Genomic DNA, 17,209 nt, shown 5'->3' with positions numbered 1-17,209 from the left:
TGGTTAATATTCAATGAATAAATACAGCCGATAATTTGAGGCTTGAGGTAAAGTAGGGGAACCATATGGCTAAAGCGGTGAGGCCTCACTATCCATTCCTAAAAACACTGTATCCCTTACTGTATAAATAAATCCTACGCCAACTTTTTCTGTTTGCCTTAGAGAAGTTAATTCTAGAAGAATTTCTAATTGGACGATGTAAAACTCTTATGAATTTATGAAACTGATATAATACAGATATAATTGATGACTAGTACAGAGTGTAATAGTTTTAATATTCTATTAAGGATAACCAATGATTTTAGATGATTGACCGCAGATTTATCTTTGAGTATACTGAAAAGGAAAGATAGTTGTATTACTTATATCACAAGAAATTTTAATACAGAAGAAAAGGAGAGTTGCTATATGGCTGCAAACAAGTCACAGCAGTTAGACCCAAAGAAAACGCTTCAAGAAATTGAAGAAAAGTTTGAAATGTTCCAGATTTTAAACGAGGAAGGGAAAATTGTTAACGAAGAAGCAAATCCTAACTTATCAGATGAGGAATTAGTTGAATTAATGAGTCGAATGGTATTCACACGAATATTAGACCAACGTTCTATTTCACTAAACCGCCAAGGTCGTCTAGGATTCTATGCACCTACTGCTGGACAAGAAGCTTCTCAGCTTGCATCTCAATTCGCGCTCGAAAAAGAAGACTTTATCTTACCAGGTTACCGTGATGTACCTCAAATCGTATGGCATGGTCTACCTTTATATCAAGCATTCTTATTTTCTCGTGGACATTTCATGGGGAACCAAATTCCAGAAGATGTTAATGTATTCCCACCACAAATTATTATCGGTGCACAGTTCATCCAAGCAGCTGGTGTAGCACTAGGAATGCAAAAACGTGGAAAGAAAGCGATTGCAATAACGTACACAGGAGATGGCGGTTCATCTCAAGGTGATTTCTATGAAGGTATTAACTTTGCTGGAGCATATCGTTCACCGGCTGTATTCATCGTACAAAATAACCAATACGCTATTTCAACACCACGTGAGTTGCAAACATCTGCGAAAACAATTGCACAGAAAGGGATTGCAGCAGGGATTCCAAGTGTACAAGTAGATGGAATGGATCCATTAGCAGTTTATGTTGCAACAAAAGATGCAAGAGAGCGCGCAATTAATGGTGAAGGGCCAAGCTTGATTGAAACTGTATGTTACCGATTCGGTCCTCATACGATGGCTGGGGATGACCCAACTCGTTACCGTACGTCTGATACAGATTCTGTTTGGGAAAAGAGAGACCCATTAGTTCGTTTCCGTTTGTACCTAGAAGCAAAAGGTATTTGGAATGAAGCGAAAGAAGAAGAAATCATTGAAAAAGCAAAAGAAGAAATTAAAGAAGCAATCAAAAAAGCAGATGCTGCTCCAAAACAAAAAGTAACAGACTTGATCAATATTATGTATGAAGAAAACCCATATAATTTAGATGAGCAATTAGCTTACTATACTGAGAAGGAGTCGAAGTAACCGATGGCACAATTAACGATGATTCAAGCAATTACGGAAGCACTCCGTACCGAGCTTAAAAATGATGAAAACGTTCTAGTCTTCGGTGAAGACGTTGGCGTTAACGGAGGAGTATTCCGTGCGACGGAAGGATTACAAAAAGAATTTGGAGAAGACCGTGTATTTGACACACCTTTAGCTGAATCTGGTATTGGTGGTCTTGCAGTAGGTTTAGCACTTCAAGGATTCCGTCCAGTTCCTGAAATTCAATTCTTTGGTTTTGTATTTGAAGTTATGGATTCTATTAGTGGACAACTTGCTCGTATGCGTTTCCGTACAGGAGGAGCATATAATGCGCCAGTTACAATCCGTTCTCCATTCGGTGGAGGGGTTCATACACCAGAAATGCATGCGGATAGTTTAGAGTTACTTATGACATCTACACCAGGTGTAAAAGTAGTTATTCCTTCTACTCCATACGATGCAAAAGGTTTATTGATCTCTGCGATTCGCGATAACGACCCTGTTATTTTCTTAGAGCATATGAAACTGTATCGTTCATTCCGAGGGGAAGTTCCGGAAGAAGAGTATACAATTCCACTAGGGAAAGCAGATGTAAAACGTGAAGGTTCAGATTTAACGATCATTTCTTATGGTGCAATGGTACACGAAAGCTTAAAAGCTGCTGAAGAGTTAGAAAAAGAAGGACACTCAGTAGAAGTTATTGACTTACGTACGATTCAACCACTTGATATTGAAACAATTATTGCATCTGTTGAAAAAACAAACCGTGCGATCGTTGTTCAAGAAGCACAAAAACAAGCAGGTATTGCTGCCAATGTAGTTGCTGAAATTACGGAAAGAGCTATTTTAAGTTTAGAAGCTCCAGTTTTACGAGTTGCGGCTCCAGATACTGTTTACCCATTCTCTCAAGCAGAAACGGTTTGGTTACCTGGTGTTAAGGATATAGTAGAAACAGCGAAAAAAGTTTTAACGTTCTAAAAAAATTAAAAATAGAAAGGGTGAATACTGTGGCATTTGAATTTCGATTACCAGATATCGGTGAAGGTATACACGAAGGCGAAATCGTTAAATGGTTTGTGAAGGCCGGCGATGAAGTACAAGAAGACGATATTTTATGTGAAGTACAAAATGATAAAGCAGTGGTAGAAATTCCTTCTCCAGTTAAAGGAAAAGTAACAGAGGTATTAGTTAGCGAAGGAACAGTTGCAGTTGTTGGTGATGTGCTTATTAAAATTGATGCTCCTGGATATGAGGATCTTCAGTTTAAAGGACAAGACAATGGGGAAGAAAAAACAGAAGCACAAGTACAAGCTACTGCTGAAGGTGGTCAAGAGATTGACAAAGAAGCAGTGGAAGCTCCTGCTAAAAAAGAAGCAGCAACAACTGAACAACCAAAAGGTGAAACACGCGTAATCGCAATGCCTTCTGTTCGTAAATTTGCTCGTGATAAAGAAGTAAATATTGCAGATGTAACTGGTTCAGGGAAAAATGGTCGTATTTTAAAAGAAGATATCGAAGCATTTTTAACTGGAGACCAAAAACCTGCGGAGGTTTCCGCTTCAGAAGAAACAGCGGAACCTATTCAAAAAGAGTCGAAAGCAGAAGAAAAAACTGCTGCTCCTGTAGTACTTGAAGGAGAATTCCCAGAAACACGCGAAAAACTTTCACCAATGCGTAAAGCAATTGCCAAAGCAATGGTACATTCAAAACATACTGCTCCGCATGTAACGTTGATGGATGAAGTAGATGTAACAGAGCTTGTTGCCCATCGCAAAAAATTCAAAGAAATTGCAGCAGAGAAAAATATTAAGTTAACTTACTTACCTTATGTTGTAAAAGCACTTGTAAGTACATTAAGAGAATTCCCGCAACTAAATACATCTTATGATGATGAAACAAATGAAGTGATTCAAAAACATTATTTCAACATCGGTATTGCAGCGGATACAGATAAAGGATTACTCGTGCCTGTTATTAAAAACGCAGACCGCAAATCTGTGTTTGCTATATCAGACGAAATTAATGCACTTGCTACAAAAGCTCGTGACGGTAAATTAGCTCCTGCAGAAATGAAAGGTGCATCATGCTCGATCACAAATATCGGTTCTGCTGGAGGTCAATGGTTTACGCCAGTAATTAATCATCCGGAAGTTGCAATTCTCGGAATTGGTCGAATTTCAGAGAAACCAATAATAAAAAATAGTGAAATTGTAGCTGCTCCTGTGTTAGCATTATCATTGAGCTTTGATCATCGAATGATCGATGGTGCGACTGCACAACATGCGTTGAACCATATTAAACGTTTGCTTAGCAGTCCAGAACTATTATTAATGGAGGCGTAAAAAATGGTAGTTGGAGATTTCCCGATCGAAACAGATACTTTAGTAATTGGTTCAGGCCCTGGAGGATATGTAGCTGCAATTCGTGCTGCACAAACAGGACAAAAAGTAGTAGTGGTAGAAAAAGAGCATATTGGTGGAGTTTGTCTAAACGTAGGATGTATTCCTTCTAAGGCTTTGATTTCTGTGGGTCACCGTTTTGAGCATGCAAAACATTCAGATGACATGGGTATTACAGCAACTGATGTGAAAATTGACTTTTCAAAAGCTCAAGCTTTCAAAGATGGCGTTGTAAAGAAATTAACTAGTGGTGTTTCTGGTTTATTAAAAGGAAACAAAATCGATGTAGTAATGGGCGAAGCATATTTCGTTGATGCAAATACAGTTCGTGTAATGGATGAAAATTCTGCACAAACGTATAAATTTAAACATGCAATTATCGCAACTGGATCTCGTCCAGTAGAAATTCCAACATTTAAATTTACAAAACGTGTACTTAGCTCAACTGGTGCATTAAGTTTATCTGAAGTTCCAGAAAAATTAGTTGTAATCGGTGGAGGATACATTGGTACTGAGCTTGGTTCTGCATTCGCTAACTTAGGCTCAAATGTAACAATTATCGAAGGCGGAGACGATATTTTAGCTGGATTCGAAAAGCAAATGACAACTATCGTTAAAAAAGGCCTAAAGAAAAAAGGCGTAGAAATTGCAGTTAAAGCTTCCGCAAAAGGTGTGGAAGAATCTGATACTGGCGTAGTAGTTACATATGAAGTTGGCGGAGAAGAGAAAAAAGTGGAAGCTGACTATGTATTAGTAACGGTAGGCCGTCGTCCAAACACGGATGAAATCGGATTAGAAGAACTAGGTATTAAATTCGCGGAACGCGGATTATTAGAAGTAGATAAGCAATGCCGCACAAGCATTGAGAATATCTTTGCTGTCGGTGATATCGTTGCAGGACCTCAACTTGCACATAAAGCTTCTTACGAAGGAAAAGTTGCTGCTGAAGCAATTGCAGGGCAAACTTCGGTTGTAGATTACTTAGCAATTCCTGCAGTGTGCTTTACAGACCCAGAAATGGCTACAGTTGGTTTAAACGAAGCACAAGCAAAAGAACAAGGCTATGACGTTGCTGCTGGGAAATTCCCATTTGGAGCAAATGGTCGTGCACTTGCACTTAACGCTACAGATGGTTTCGTAAAACTTGTTTCTCGTAAAGAGGACGGTTTACTACTTGGAGCACAAATCATTGGTCAAGGAGCTTCTGATATGATTGCTGAACTTGGTTTAGCAATTGAAGCCGGTATGACAGTAGAAGATATCGCAATGACTATTCATGCTCACCCAACTTTAGGTGAAATTGCAATGGAAGCTGCGGAAGTAGTTATGGGTCACCCGATTCATATTCTTTCTAAATAAGATAGATAGAGTCTCTCAAAGTTCTTACTTTGGGAGGCTTTTTTTGTTGGTTAGGAAACTATAGAAGATTTAGAGGGGGGATAATTATTTTCAAGGAGCATAAGGAATGGCATGCTTTAATTTAATCGTTGTATAGGGAAACTGCGCGGTAAAGATCTTAAGATGTTCGCCATGATTTCCGCTCCAGGCGGACGCTTTCCGTGGGGCGAGCGGTGAGCCTCCTCCTCCGCTAACGCTACGTGCGGGGTCTCACCTGTCTCGCTAATCCCACAGGAGTCGCCGCCTTGCACTCCAATCAATAGAACCTACTAATAATCACTATAAAGTATGTCTTATTCAATTAACCATAGGTTTTCTCCCTGTAGAAAAAACAATGTAGTACTAGATCTAGTGCATTATGTCTTAGTAATTAGCAAACTCTACTGGATTGTAGCGGACGGGTGGCGACCCCAGCGGGAACAGCATGTGCTGAAAGCCCCGCAGGAGCGTAAGCGACGAGGAGATTGAAGCCGTGCCCGCGGAAAGCGTCCACCCTGTAGCGGAAATCCCAGCGGACACTTCATTTAACTCACTACCGCACAGTTTCCCTATTATGTGCTTCATTCCAATTAATCGTTCCCCTGCACTACGTTGGAGCGGAGACAGAACCTTGAGCACTTTTGTACAGGATGTTCTTCACTTTAATTGTTTTAATCTTAATTTAATTGTTCCTTAAAAAAATTTAAAAATTTATAATGTAATTTGTACGAGTAAAATAGTTAGTATCTATTGGATAGAGCAGCGATAAAGTACCTGAAATTTCATCTTCAGGTGCTTACTTTATGAGTTAGAAAGGATTCTTTCACTAATTAACCAAAAAGAACTTAACCTTTTTCATATTGTTGAAAGAGGGCTCAGGACATAAATAAGCCATAAGATTACCAATTAAAGAGAGGCTGATTGTGACGTTAGTCACGACCAGCCTCTCTAGAATCAATCGTTTATAATATAGCGATAAGTTTGTCCGAAGACATTTGTGAAAGATAGAATACAGGTTTTGTTCTAGCAAATTCTCAATCAATCGGCCTTTTCTCTTCATCTAGTGTGAATCCTTCACCCATCACATCATTCGTTTCTGTTACGGATACAAAAGCATGCGGATCGACTGCTGTAATAATCGATTTAAGGCGAACGATTTCATTCTTTGCAATAACACAATATAAAATCTCTCGTTCTTTCTTTGTGTAATGCCCATATCCCTTTAACACTGTCACTCCACGATCCATTTCATTCGTTATACGGTTTGCAATTGCATCTTGATGTTCAGATATAATAAATGCTCCACGCGCTGCATAGCCGCCTTCCTGTACGAAATCGATCACACGTGCTCCGACAAAAACTGCAACTAGCGTATACATCACCGATCTAATATCTAAGAACGTGAGCCAGGAAAGTAAAATGACAATTGCATCAAACATGAACATCGTTTTCCCCATGCTCCAGCCGAGATACTTTTGCCCAAGTCTTGCGATAATATCTACGCCACCAGTAGTTCCACCAAATCTGAAAATGATACCTAATCCAGCCCCGACAAATACCCCTGCAAATAAAGAAACAAGAAACATGTCATCTTGTAGCCCAATTTGTACTTCGTAAATCTGAAATATTTTCAGAAATATAGAGACAGCTACAGTGCCGATGATTGTATACATAAACACTTTTCTGCCTAAAAGCTTCCATCCTATGATGAACATAGGAATATTTAATAACAGGTTCATTAACGCTACATCCCATTTAAAAACGAAAAATAAGATTAACGTGATCCCTGCAAAACCGCCTTCTCCAAGCTCATTTTGCATATTAAAATGAACAAATCCGTAGCTATAAATGGCAGAACCAATTACAATCATAATAATATTTTTTAATTTTAAGCCAAGCCCCATTGTCCCACCTCTTTCAATAGTCCATACTAAAGTTATTATCTTTTATTTAATAGCTTTTGACAACTGGTGTGTAAATTTATTACGATGAATAGAGGAGAGTGAAAAATATGTCGGAAAAGAAAACATTATCTGCACTTCAGCATGAAGTCGATGCATACATAAGTCAATTTAAAGAAGGTTACTTTCCTCCAATGGAGCTATTAGCAAGATTAACAGAAGAACTTGGAGAACTTTCACGAGAAGTTCAACATAAGTATGGCACAAAGAAAAAGAAGCATACAGAAGTAGAGAAAGAACTTGCTGATGAAATGGGAGATTTCTTTTTTGTTCTAATATGTTTAGCCAATGCGGAGGGTATAGATTTACAGCAATCTTTACAAAACGTTTTACATAAATACAATACACGTGATAAAGATCGATGGACTAAAAAGGAGGACTAACTATGGTTATCAAAGTAGCAATAGCAGGACCAAGAGGTAGAATGGGGAAAGAAGCGGTGGCAACCGTTATTGAAAACGAGGAATTTCTTTTAGTCGGTTTATTAGATCATAAAAAAGAAGAAGAATATTTAGGAAATATGATTCCAATTTTCACCTCACTGGAGGAGCTCATTGAACAAACAGAGCCCGATGTGTTAGTAGATTTAACGATTCCAACAGCTGTTTATGGGCATGCTATGACTGCTCTACAATATGGAGTAAGGCCAGTTATTGGTACTACGGGCTTTACTGATTTACAATTAGACGAGATACGCACCAAGGTAGAAGAAAAGCAAGTTGGATGTATTATTGCTCCAAACTTTTCCATTGGGGCGGTTCTTATGATGAAATTTGCTCAAACAGCAGCAAAATACTTGCCAGATGTAGAAATAATCGAAATGCATCATGATCAAAAAGTAGATGCTCCGTCAGGCACGGCGATCAAAACTGCGCAAATGATTCAAGATACTCGAAATCCATTTGAACAGGGCCACCCGGAAGAAGAAGAAATATTTGCTGGAGCAAGAGGAGCTAATATTGAGGGGATGCATATTCATAGTGTCCGTTTGCCTGGTTTAGTCGCACACCAACAAGTTTTGCTTGGTGGAGATGGGCAACTCCTCACATTGCGTCACGATTCGTTTAATCGTACTTCGTTCATGTCGGGTGTAGTTTTGTCGATTCATGAAGTAATGAAGCGAAATACACTTATATACGGCTTAGAAGAGATTATTTTATAGGAGTGAAGGTATGAGAATTGCATTAGTAGCACATGACAAGAAAAAAGAAGATTTAGTCCAATTTGTAACGGCCTATAAATCTATTTTAGAAGAACATGAATTATTTGCAACAGGAACGACTGGAATGCGCATTATTAATGAGGTTGGATTATCGGTTTTTAGATATAAATCTGGGCCACTCGGTGGAGATCAACAGATCGGATCGGCAATCGCAAACAATGAGATGGATATGGTTATCTTTTTCCGAGATCCTTTAACTGCGCAGCCACATGAACCGGATGTATCTGCACTTATCCGTCTTTGCGATGTATACCAGATTCCCCTTGCAACGAATATGGGAACAGCGGAGATTTTATTAAAAGGAATTGAAGAAGGATTTTTAGATTGGCGTTTATTGGAAGAAAGACGTGCTCGATAAGGAAGTGATTATATGCGTAAATTAAAGATAGGGATTACCTGTTATCCCTCAGTAGGAGGATCCGGTGTAATCGCAACAGAACTTGGTAAAATGCTTGCGGAAAAAGGACATGAAATACATTTCATCACTTCCAGTATGCCTTTTCGTTTGAACAAAATGTATCCATCCATTACTTTTCATCAAGTAGAAGTAAATAGTTACTCTGTGTTTCAATATGCCCCGTATGATATTGCCTTGGCAAATAAAATGGCAGAAGTAATAGTTGATGAAGAATTAGACGTACTGCATGTGCATTATGCAATGCCCCATGCTGTATGTGCTATTTTGGCAAAGGATATGGCAAAATCGGATATAGGTATTGTGACGACCTTGCATGGAACAGATATTACTGTTTTAGGAGATGATTCTTCCTTATCTGGAGCTATTCGGTATGGTATTGAAAAATCGGATATTGTTACAGCGGTATCACATTCATTAGTTAGTCAAACGATGGAACTAATCGCTCCACAAAAAGAAATTGAAACAATCTACAATTTTGTAGATGAACAAGAATATTCCAAAAAAGATGCGGGAAATTTGAAAGAATTATTAGGGATACGTCCCGATGAAAAAGTAGTCATTCATGTTTCTAACTTCAGAAAAGTGAAGCGCGTTCCAGATATCGTGAAAAGTTTTGAACTGATCCGCAAAGAAATGCCGGCAAAACTTCTGTTAGTAGGGGATGGCCCTGAAAAACATCCAGTAATGGAATATGTAAAAGGAACTTCTTTTGAAGACGATGTACTATTTCTTGGAAAACAAGAAAATTTGTCTGAGCTCTATGCTATTTCGGATTTAATGCTCCTTCTGTCACAAAAGGAATCATTTGGTTTAGTGTTATTAGAAGCGATGGCGTGTGAAGTACCATGTATTGGCACCAATGTCGGAGGTATCCCTGAAGTAATTATTCACGGTGAAAACGGTTATTTAGCAGAGCTTGGGGATGTTCAACAAGTAGCGGAATATGGGATTCGATTGCTGCAAGATCCTATTTTACATAAACAAATGGTGGAAACTTCGTTAATATTTATCGAAGAACGATTTAGTTCGAAAAAAATAGTAGAACAGTACGAAGTGATGTACGAAAGAGTGGCGAAGAAATAGGATGATGAAAACTCGGTGGCCAGAAGCTTATAAAGTAATTGAAAAACTAGAGAATGCTGGTTTTCAAGCTTATGTTGTCGGAGGTGCAGTCCGTGATTTTATTCGAAACGTGGATGCAAATGATGTGGATGTGACAACAAATGCTACACCGAATGAGGTCAAACAGTTATTTCCGCATACCATTGATGTAGGTATCGAACATGGTACCGTCCTTGTCGTTTTAAGTGAGACTATTGAGGTAACAACGTTTCGATCCGAAACTACATACACCGATTTTCGAAGACCGGATGCCGTTACGTTTGTTCGTTCACTTCAGGAAGATCTTAAGCGCCGTGATTTCACGATGAATGCAATGGCACTAACCAAATCGGACGAGCTGATCGATTATTTTGGCGGCAGGGAAGATATTGTAAATAAAATTATAAAAGCTGTGGGAGATCCAGCGCAGCGCTTTGCAGAGGATGCACTTCGCATGCTACGAGCTATTCGTTTTTCCGCGCAACTGAATTATTCTCTTGAACAAGAAACAATGGAAGCCATTCAATCGTTGCATCATTTGGTTGCACATGTTTCGATGGAGCGTGTGAAAGTGGAACTAGAAAAAATTTGGATCAGTGACTTTGTGGGGAATGGCATGGAGTTATTTGTTTCCAGTCATTTGTCTGATAATTTTCCCGGCGATTGGGAAACGTATCGAAATTGCTGGAGAGGTTTTTCGAGCTTCGGTAACACTGCAAACGGCTGGGCTTTTTTTGCAATTATGCAGCCACATGCTGAAGTTGAATCTCTTCTGTCTTATTATAAATGCTCAAACGCAGAAAAAACACATGTGAAGCAGGTGTTAGAGGCACTTGAACAGCTAGAAAAAGGCTGCTGGAATCTTTATAGCTTTTTTCAGTTTACGGAAAAGGTGCTTATTGCTGCTTCAAGCTACGCTAGGCAGCTATTAAACATCGAAGTAGTATACACAGCAGAACAAATTCAGCAAACAAAGGCTAAGCTTCCTATTTCATCCGCTAAAGAAGTAGTCGTAAATGGCAATGATCTAATGGAGTGGACAAAAAAGAAAAGAGGTCCATGGATTCGGGAAGCTATGGAAAAAATAACAGTGATGATTGTAAACGGTAAGTTGGTCAATGATAAGGCTGAGATAATGGAATGGTTTTTTCAGGAATATATTGACGATGACCTTCAAATTTAATTTAAACAATGGATGATCGGGCAAGTGACAAGGAAGAGATTACAATCTGTTGAATCGCTTTCTTGTCACTAGCTATTTATACTTTTATTATCCAATGAATTTTATAAATGATACAGAAAGGGGATAGACCCCTTCTAGACTACTTAAGTATATTATTTGTATAAATATGTAAAATGGAAGTCGAAACTTTGTTAAAGATTGCGATAGATGGACGATAAAGATAAAGTACTATCAGTCATAACATATTGATGAAATTCCTCAAGTGCTAAATTTAAATTTGAGTTTAGCCTTGCAGATGGATATGCACAAACAGAAAGTATTTTTGAATCTTTTACAAAGTCATCTGCAACACACTCAAATTCTTTGACCAACTCTTCAGTTGGTTTTGATGAAGACCATTCTACATGTGCCCAAGTCCGAATCGTTGATTTACAATCATTTAAATAGGAAAGATCTTTTGCAAAATGGCTAACGATGTTCTGTGTACTAAAATCTCCTTTAGATAAATAATACTCATAGTTATTAACCAACCTAATACTAGAATTTTTATTCTCTTTAAAAGACGAATCAATAAATGCTTGTACCTTTGGTAGGTTTCGCATATTTTCGATAATAAGTATTTGTTGGTTATTTTCAATACCAGATTGAATAAAAGAAAAAATATTATCTATGTATGCTTTCTCGTCCATAAAACGATAATAAATATGCCCCATAGAATTTTTTATATTCACATTCAGATAGTACGCCCATATTTCACCTCTATTAGAAAAAACTAGTGCTTTCTATTTAGATAAAAAAATTGATTAAAAAATCATTTATACTAGCATACCATATAATACTATAACTTTTTGATTATTTCAAAAATATCGATAAATTTTCTTTGTATGCGTGAATTAAATTAAAAACCCCCTAATCACCGAAGGCAATTAGGGAGCTAATGAAATAATTAGTTATTCATATCTTGAAGACCAGGGCTATGTTCATTTGGCATTTCGGGCATTAATGGTACCGGAAACCCTGCTGGAGGATCTATTACGGAAAGTGTTTCGTTATTTCTACTAGGAGTTTGACCTTGGAATATTTCACCGATGCGTGTAGGATCCAATCTAAAGTTGAATTGTGCATTATGGTATCCCATCTCGACATACTTTCTACACTCTGGATACTTATTTATATCGTAATTCGGTACTGGGAATAGTTTACCCCAATCTACACCGAGTGTTTCTAGGGCTTTAGCAAATGCATTTTGATGGGCATTATCACGAACGATTAGAAAGCCAAGCGTTTCTCGAAGTGTTTTATTGGAACTCATTTCATAAATACGGGTTTTTTGCAGTACACCTGTCGATTCCAGTACAAGATTATCCATTAAATCTGCGATCAAGTTTCCATGTGCATAGACCCAAGATCCGTTCCAAGGCATACCACCTGCGTCAACAGGAAGGGAAGCCTGCGCACCAACAATAAAGTGGTGAGGGTTTGCATGTCTTACGGCGTCGTTTAGTGGAGCCCCGTCGATACCAGCGTTACCCGGAACAGCAGATTCACCTGAATCATTTAGTAATTGATTGATGGTATTTTGGACAAGTTCAACGTGAGCGATTTCTTCCAGGAAAACCCCACGAATTAAGTCTCTATATTGAGTTTCTTTCCCGCGGAAATTTGAACTTTGAAAAAAATATTGCATCATCGTTCTCATTTCACCGTAATGTCCACCTAATGTCTCTTGTAATACTTTAGCAGCTGCGGGATCTGGTCGGTCTGGTGCGATAACATTTATTAATTCTTCTTTGTAGTAATACAATTAGCGTTCCTCTTTTCCGTTTGTTTTTTAAATAATGTGTAAATGGGTAACAGCAGAAATTTTTTCATTCACGGAAATAGGTTGTGCATGAGACAAAGGATTATTCATCATTAAGATAAGGTTAAAGTCTTGATGAATTGACAATACAAACAGATAAAGGAATGATTTTTTCGTGAACATGTCCATAAAAGAAAAGATACTTTCCCAACTTATTAATGCAAATGGTGAACCAATTTCAGGTCAGAAGCTTGCGGACGAATTAAACATTTCCCGTACGATGATTTGGAAACACTTAAAAGGCATTGAGGAAGACGGATATGTAATTGAGGCAATTAAGAAAAAGGGGTATGTTTTGCAGTCTATACCCGACATTGTGTCGTCAGAACGTATCTCCTCTTATTTAGATACGAAGTCTATAGGAAGAAATATAATTTATTATCCTGTTTGTGAATCTACACAAACGATTGCAACTGAAAAAGCAAGTGATCATGCCGCTCATGGAACAGTCATCATTACCGAACAGCAAACAGCAGGTCGCGGTAGACTAGAACGCCCGTGGGATTCTTCTGCGGGTAAAGGAATATGGATGAGTGTTATCATCCGCCCAGAAATCAGTCCTCAGTATGCGGCTCAATTTACATTAGTATCCGCAGTTGCGATTACACGCGCAATAGAAGACCTGACAGATTGTTCTCCAGCAATCAAATGGCCAAATGATTTATTGATCAAAGGTAAAAAAGTGACTGGCATTTTGACCGAACTCCAAGCAGATATGGACCGTGTGCAAGCAATAATTATCGGCATAGGCGTAAATGTCAACCAAGAGTTAGAGGCATTTGATGAATCGATTCAATCCATTGCGACTTCATTAAAAATGGAAACTGGACAGGAAGTAAACCGTGCGGAGCTAGTTGCTAAAATACTATATTATTTGGAGAAGTACGCAGATATATATGTGGAAAATGGCTTCGAGCCGATTAAATTACTTTGGGAAAGCTATAATTGTACTATTGGTAAACGAATTCGCGCCAATATGTTACGCGAGACTTTAGAGGGTGTGGCAATGGGCATTACCAATGATGGCGTGCTAGAGCTTAAACTAGATAATGGCGAAATACGCGGCATTTACTCGGCGGATATCCATTTAATGAATAAATAGACCAAGCAGCTTCCGAAAATATAATTTCGGGAGCTTTTTCGCGTTTTAGAAAGCATATTCCATGTAGAGCTTCTTATCTAACTTGGCATAAAACTCATCTTTCCTTGCAAAAGTTTTACTCTGGTTATCCGGATATTCGACCTGAGAAAGAGGAGATTTCAGAGTCTAATAATCCTTGGTTGGTAATGATGGATGTCGGGGAGTGGAAGTTAAGAAAAGAAGATAAGCATATGAATGCTAGTAACATGGTATTCATTCTTTCACCTCATTTTTAATTGGTTGAACATATATTGGTCTTTTTCCATTTATGTATTCAAATTTTAGATTAAGTAAAATCATTTGGACGGCAAACTCATTTTCTGTTATTCTATAACCGTTGGGCAGTATCCTTTGTTGAACTGCACCAGTTTCAACGAGCAAATAATTGAATAGTCTGCCTTGATCTGCATATGACAGGGACGGAGAAAACCTATGAATCTACATTTTCTGCCCTTCTGTCCACTTTTGGAATAGAGGGCTTTTTAGTTGGTTTTCTCTCCACTTAAAAAGAGGAGGAATTTCATTGAAAACGACGAGCAATTTTGTAGAAATGAAGAAAAAAGAAGAAAAGATTACGATGATGACAGCGTATGACCATCCGACTGCCAAATTTGCGGAAGAAGCGGGAATCGACATGCTATTGGTTGGAGATTCTGTCGGAATGGTTGTACTAGGATATGACTCTACTGTATTAGTTACAATGGATGATATGATCCATCACGGAAAAGCAGCAAGAAGAGGGGCACCGAATACGTTCTTAGTCGTGGATATGCCATTTGGTACGTATCACGGCTCACTAGATCAGTCTCTTGCGAATGCGGTGAAAATTATGCAACAAACAGGAGCGCAGGCGGTAAAAGTTGAAGGTGCAGACGATGTTATATTAGTTATTGAAAAGCTGACTTCAGCAGGAATCCCAGTTGTAGCCCATCTCGGTTTAACGCCTCAATCAGCAGGTGTGCTTGGTGGATATAAAGTGCAAGGAAAAACTGCGGAAGCTGCAGAAAAATTAATCGATGACGCGAAAAAATGTGAAGCGGCGGGTGCTTGCGCTGTCGTTTTAGAATGTATTCCACATCAGTTAACTGCAAAAGTTTCAGAAGAGCTAATCATCCCGACTATTGGTATTGGTGCCGGTGCTACAGCGGATGGTCAAGTATTAGTATTTCACGATTTAGTAAAATACGGCACGCATCATATTCCGAAATTTGTAAAGGAATTTGCTAATGTCGGCGAGCCGATTGCAGCAGGAATCCAGCAATATGTGGAAGAAGTGAAAAGCGGAATTTTTCCTGCTTTAGAGCATTCCTTTACAATGAAAGAAGAGCAACTAAACCAATTGTACGGAGGCACCACTCATGCAAACAGTTCAAACAATCGATGAGTTAAAAACTATTCTCGAAGCAAATAAACATCAAACAATCGGCCTTGTACCAACTATGGGTTATTTACACGAAGGTCATCAAGCATTATTAAATAGAGCAAGAAAAGAAAATGAATTCGTAGTTGCGACCATTTTCGTCAATCCGGCCCAATTCGGACCAAATGAGGATTTAGATAGATATCCACGAGATATTGAGCGCGATTTGAAAATTGCTACAGAAGCTGGTGTAGATCTTATATTTAACCCAACTCCAGAAGAAATGTATCCATTTGAAAGTGGAATTACAATTCAAGTAGGGGAGCTCTCTACCAAACTATGTGGAGAAAGTAGACCAGGTCATTTCGACGGTGTATTAAAAGTAATCACTAAATTATTTAATCTTATCCAACCAACAAATGCGTATTTTGGTCAAAAAGACGCGCAGCAGCTAGCCATCATCGAAACATTTGTGCAAGCATATAATTTCCCGGTTCAAATTGTTCGCGTTCCAACAGTTCGTGAAGAAGATGGACTTGCGAAAAGTTCTCGAAATGTATTTTTGAGTGAAGTGGAAAGAGCAGAGGCTATTCATTTAAACCAAGCTCTTACATTAGCAACGGAGCACTGGAAGCAAACGAAGAATGTGGCTGAAGCAATTGAGGTAGGAAAAGCCCATATCGAGGAAAATACATCTGGCAAAATAGATTATTTGGAAGTTGTAACATATCCGTTATTGCAACAAGTTTCAGAGCATGCGGACCAGCTCTTATTTGCAACGGCTGTATTCTTTGAAAAAGCGCGTTTGATAGATAATATTCTTGTAGATGTAAAGGAAGTGTAAGCTATGTTAAGAATGATGTTAAACGGTAAAATTCACCGTGCAACTGTAACCGAAGCGGACTTAAATTATGTAGGAAGTATTACGATTGACCAAAATATTTTAGACGCTGTAGGCATGTTGCCAAATGAAAAAGTGCATATCGTAAACAATAATAATGGTGCCCGCTTTGAAACATATATTATTGCTGGAGAAAGAGGGAGCGGAGTAATCTGCGTAAACGGAGCAGCTGCTCGTCTCGTACAACGAGGAGATATTGTGATCATACTATCGTATGCCTATGTGATGAACGAAGAAGCGTCAACTCATCAACCTACAGTTGCCATTATGAATGAAGACAACACCATTAAACAGATTATTCATTATGAACCAGAAGCGACAGTAATGTAATATTGGTAAAGTAGGCTCCCGAAGATTAAATTTCGGGAGCTTTTGCTTTTTTAGAGTAACTTTATAGAAATAATGCGTCGTATGGCAAAGTATGCTCACTTTTATAAACGCGCAACATAACATCCGCAACGCGCAATGTTGAATGGCATATGCGCAACATTGTCGGCCATTTGCGCAACGTTGTAACAGTTATCCTCGTCTCACTCAGTAAACAACTTGAATTATTAACAGCTGGTTGCTCTCAGAGTTGATTTAGTTGCTTTCAGACTTCAACTGGTTGCTTACAACAGTTGGTTGGTTGCCTTTAACCATTTTATGGAATTATTCATTCCTCAATCATTAAAAAACCAACTTTTCTTTTTCGCATATTTTTCGTTTCTGTTTCTCGAATGTGGTACAATTTTTTTAGAACATAATGGATAGCGAGTTGA

At 38.5% G+C, this 17,209-nt stretch carries 17 protein-coding genes; 14 read left to right on the top strand and 3 right to left on the bottom strand.

The window, feature by feature from the left end; genetic code table 11:
• The first annotated feature begins 408 nt into the window (after positions 1–408).
• Genes pdhA through lpdA form a run of 4 tightly spaced genes read left to right on the top strand, consistent with a single transcriptional unit; the run spans position 409 to position 5,282 of the window.
• Positions 409–1,521, top strand: coding sequence for a pyruvate dehydrogenase (acetyl-transferring) E1 component subunit alpha (gene pdhA, locus OR571_RS21475; RefSeq protein ID WP_142537587.1), 1,113 nt, complete (start codon positions 409–411; stop codon positions 1,519–1,521).
• A 3-nt stretch (positions 1,522–1,524) separates the two neighbouring features.
• Positions 1,525–2,502 (top strand): alpha-ketoacid dehydrogenase subunit beta, encoded by a 978-nt coding sequence (locus OR571_RS21470; protein ID WP_142537588.1) that lies wholly within the window; start codon positions 1,525–1,527, stop codon positions 2,500–2,502.
• Positions 2,503–2,531: 29 nt separating this feature from the next.
• Positions 2,532–3,866: a dihydrolipoamide acetyltransferase family protein gene (locus OR571_RS21465; RefSeq protein ID WP_282245884.1), complete on the top strand. Its 1,335-nt coding sequence runs from the start codon at positions 2,532–2,534 to the stop codon at positions 3,864–3,866.
• Between the two features lie 3 nt (positions 3,867–3,869).
• Positions 3,870–5,282, top strand: a complete 1,413-nt coding sequence (gene lpdA / locus OR571_RS21460; protein WP_282245883.1) for a dihydrolipoyl dehydrogenase — start codon at positions 3,870–3,872, stop codon at positions 5,280–5,282.
• Between the two features lie 1,052 nt (positions 5,283–6,334).
• Here the strand turns inward: lpdA and OR571_RS21455 are convergent.
• Positions 6,335–7,204 carry a YitT family protein gene (locus OR571_RS21455; protein WP_282245882.1) on the bottom strand — a complete coding sequence of 290 codons (870 nt, stop codon included), beginning with the start codon at positions 7,202–7,204 and terminating at the stop codon, positions 6,335–6,337.
• Positions 7,205–7,311: 107 nt separating this feature from the next.
• On the opposite strand from OR571_RS21455, the gene OR571_RS21450 reads away from it, so the two are divergent.
• The 5 genes from OR571_RS21450 to OR571_RS21430 are packed head-to-tail and all read left to right on the top strand — an operon-like array spanning position 7,312 to position 11,185.
• Positions 7,312–7,644: a nucleotide pyrophosphohydrolase gene (locus OR571_RS21450; protein WP_282245880.1), complete on the top strand. Its 333-nt coding sequence runs from the start codon at positions 7,312–7,314 to the stop codon at positions 7,642–7,644.
• A 2-nt stretch (positions 7,645–7,646) separates the two neighbouring features.
• Complete coding sequence (gene dapB, locus OR571_RS21445) at positions 7,647–8,423, top strand: 4-hydroxy-tetrahydrodipicolinate reductase (protein WP_282245877.1); 777 nt, start codon at positions 7,647–7,649, stop codon at positions 8,421–8,423.
• A 10-nt stretch (positions 8,424–8,433) separates the two neighbouring features.
• Positions 8,434–8,841, top strand: a complete 408-nt coding sequence (mgsA, locus tag OR571_RS21440) for a methylglyoxal synthase (protein ID WP_142537195.1) — start codon at positions 8,434–8,436, stop codon at positions 8,839–8,841.
• Between the two features lie 12 nt (positions 8,842–8,853).
• Entirely contained in the window at positions 8,854–9,984 is a 1,131-nt protein-coding gene (gene bshA / locus OR571_RS21435; protein ID WP_282245873.1) for an N-acetyl-alpha-D-glucosaminyl L-malate synthase BshA, read from the top strand.
• 1 nt (position 9,985) lies between these two features.
• Entirely contained in the window at positions 9,986–11,185 is a 1,200-nt protein-coding gene (locus tag OR571_RS21430; protein ID WP_282245871.1) for a CCA tRNA nucleotidyltransferase, read from the top strand.
• A 191-nt stretch (positions 11,186–11,376) separates the two neighbouring features.
• Here the strand turns inward: OR571_RS21430 and OR571_RS21425 are convergent, their stop codons facing one another.
• Together OR571_RS21425 and OR571_RS21420 are read right to left on the bottom strand one after the other, a co-directional pair.
• The gene (locus OR571_RS21425) at positions 11,377–11,916 is read right to left on the bottom strand and encodes an MEDS domain-containing protein (protein WP_282245869.1); all 540 of its coding nucleotides are present in this window, start codon (positions 11,914–11,916) and stop codon (positions 11,377–11,379) included.
• Between the two features lie 215 nt (positions 11,917–12,131).
• The gene (locus OR571_RS21420) at positions 12,132–12,989 is read right to left on the bottom strand and encodes a manganese catalase family protein (RefSeq protein ID WP_282245868.1); all 858 of its coding nucleotides are present in this window, start codon (positions 12,987–12,989) and stop codon (positions 12,132–12,134) included.
• Positions 12,990–13,161: 172 nt separating this feature from the next.
• On the opposite strand from OR571_RS21420, the gene OR571_RS21415 reads away from it, so the two are divergent.
• From OR571_RS21415 to panD, 5 genes are all read left to right on the top strand, one after another.
• Complete coding sequence (locus OR571_RS21415) at positions 13,162–14,148, top strand: biotin--[acetyl-CoA-carboxylase] ligase (protein ID WP_282245867.1); 987 nt, start codon at positions 13,162–13,164, stop codon at positions 14,146–14,148.
• A gap of 104 nt (positions 14,149–14,252) precedes the next feature.
• Positions 14,253–14,423 (top strand): hypothetical protein, encoded by a 171-nt coding sequence (locus OR571_RS21410; RefSeq protein ID WP_282245866.1) that lies wholly within the window; start codon positions 14,253–14,255, stop codon positions 14,421–14,423.
• A 287-nt stretch (positions 14,424–14,710) separates the two neighbouring features.
• On the top strand, positions 14,711–15,571 hold the full coding sequence (panB, locus tag OR571_RS21405; RefSeq protein WP_282245865.1) for a 3-methyl-2-oxobutanoate hydroxymethyltransferase: 861 nt from the start codon (positions 14,711–14,713) through the stop codon (positions 15,569–15,571).
• The gene (gene panC, locus OR571_RS21400; RefSeq protein WP_282245864.1) at positions 15,546–16,391 is read left to right on the top strand and encodes a pantoate--beta-alanine ligase; all 846 of its coding nucleotides are present in this window, start codon (positions 15,546–15,548) and stop codon (positions 16,389–16,391) included. The genes panB and panC overlap by 26 nt, the downstream gene beginning before the upstream one ends.
• A gap of 3 nt (positions 16,392–16,394) precedes the next feature.
• Positions 16,395–16,778, top strand: a complete 384-nt coding sequence (gene panD / locus OR571_RS21395) for an aspartate 1-decarboxylase (protein WP_282245863.1) — start codon at positions 16,395–16,397, stop codon at positions 16,776–16,778.
• Positions 16,779–17,209 lie beyond the last annotated feature (431 nt).

This window comes from Psychrobacillus sp. NEAU-3TGS (genome assembly GCF_029955155.1).
Taxonomy (GTDB): domain Bacteria; phylum Bacillota; class Bacilli; order Bacillales_A; family Planococcaceae; genus Psychrobacillus.
Note: the sequence above shows the minus strand (reverse complement) of the source record. Positions and strands in the feature narration are given on the sequence as shown.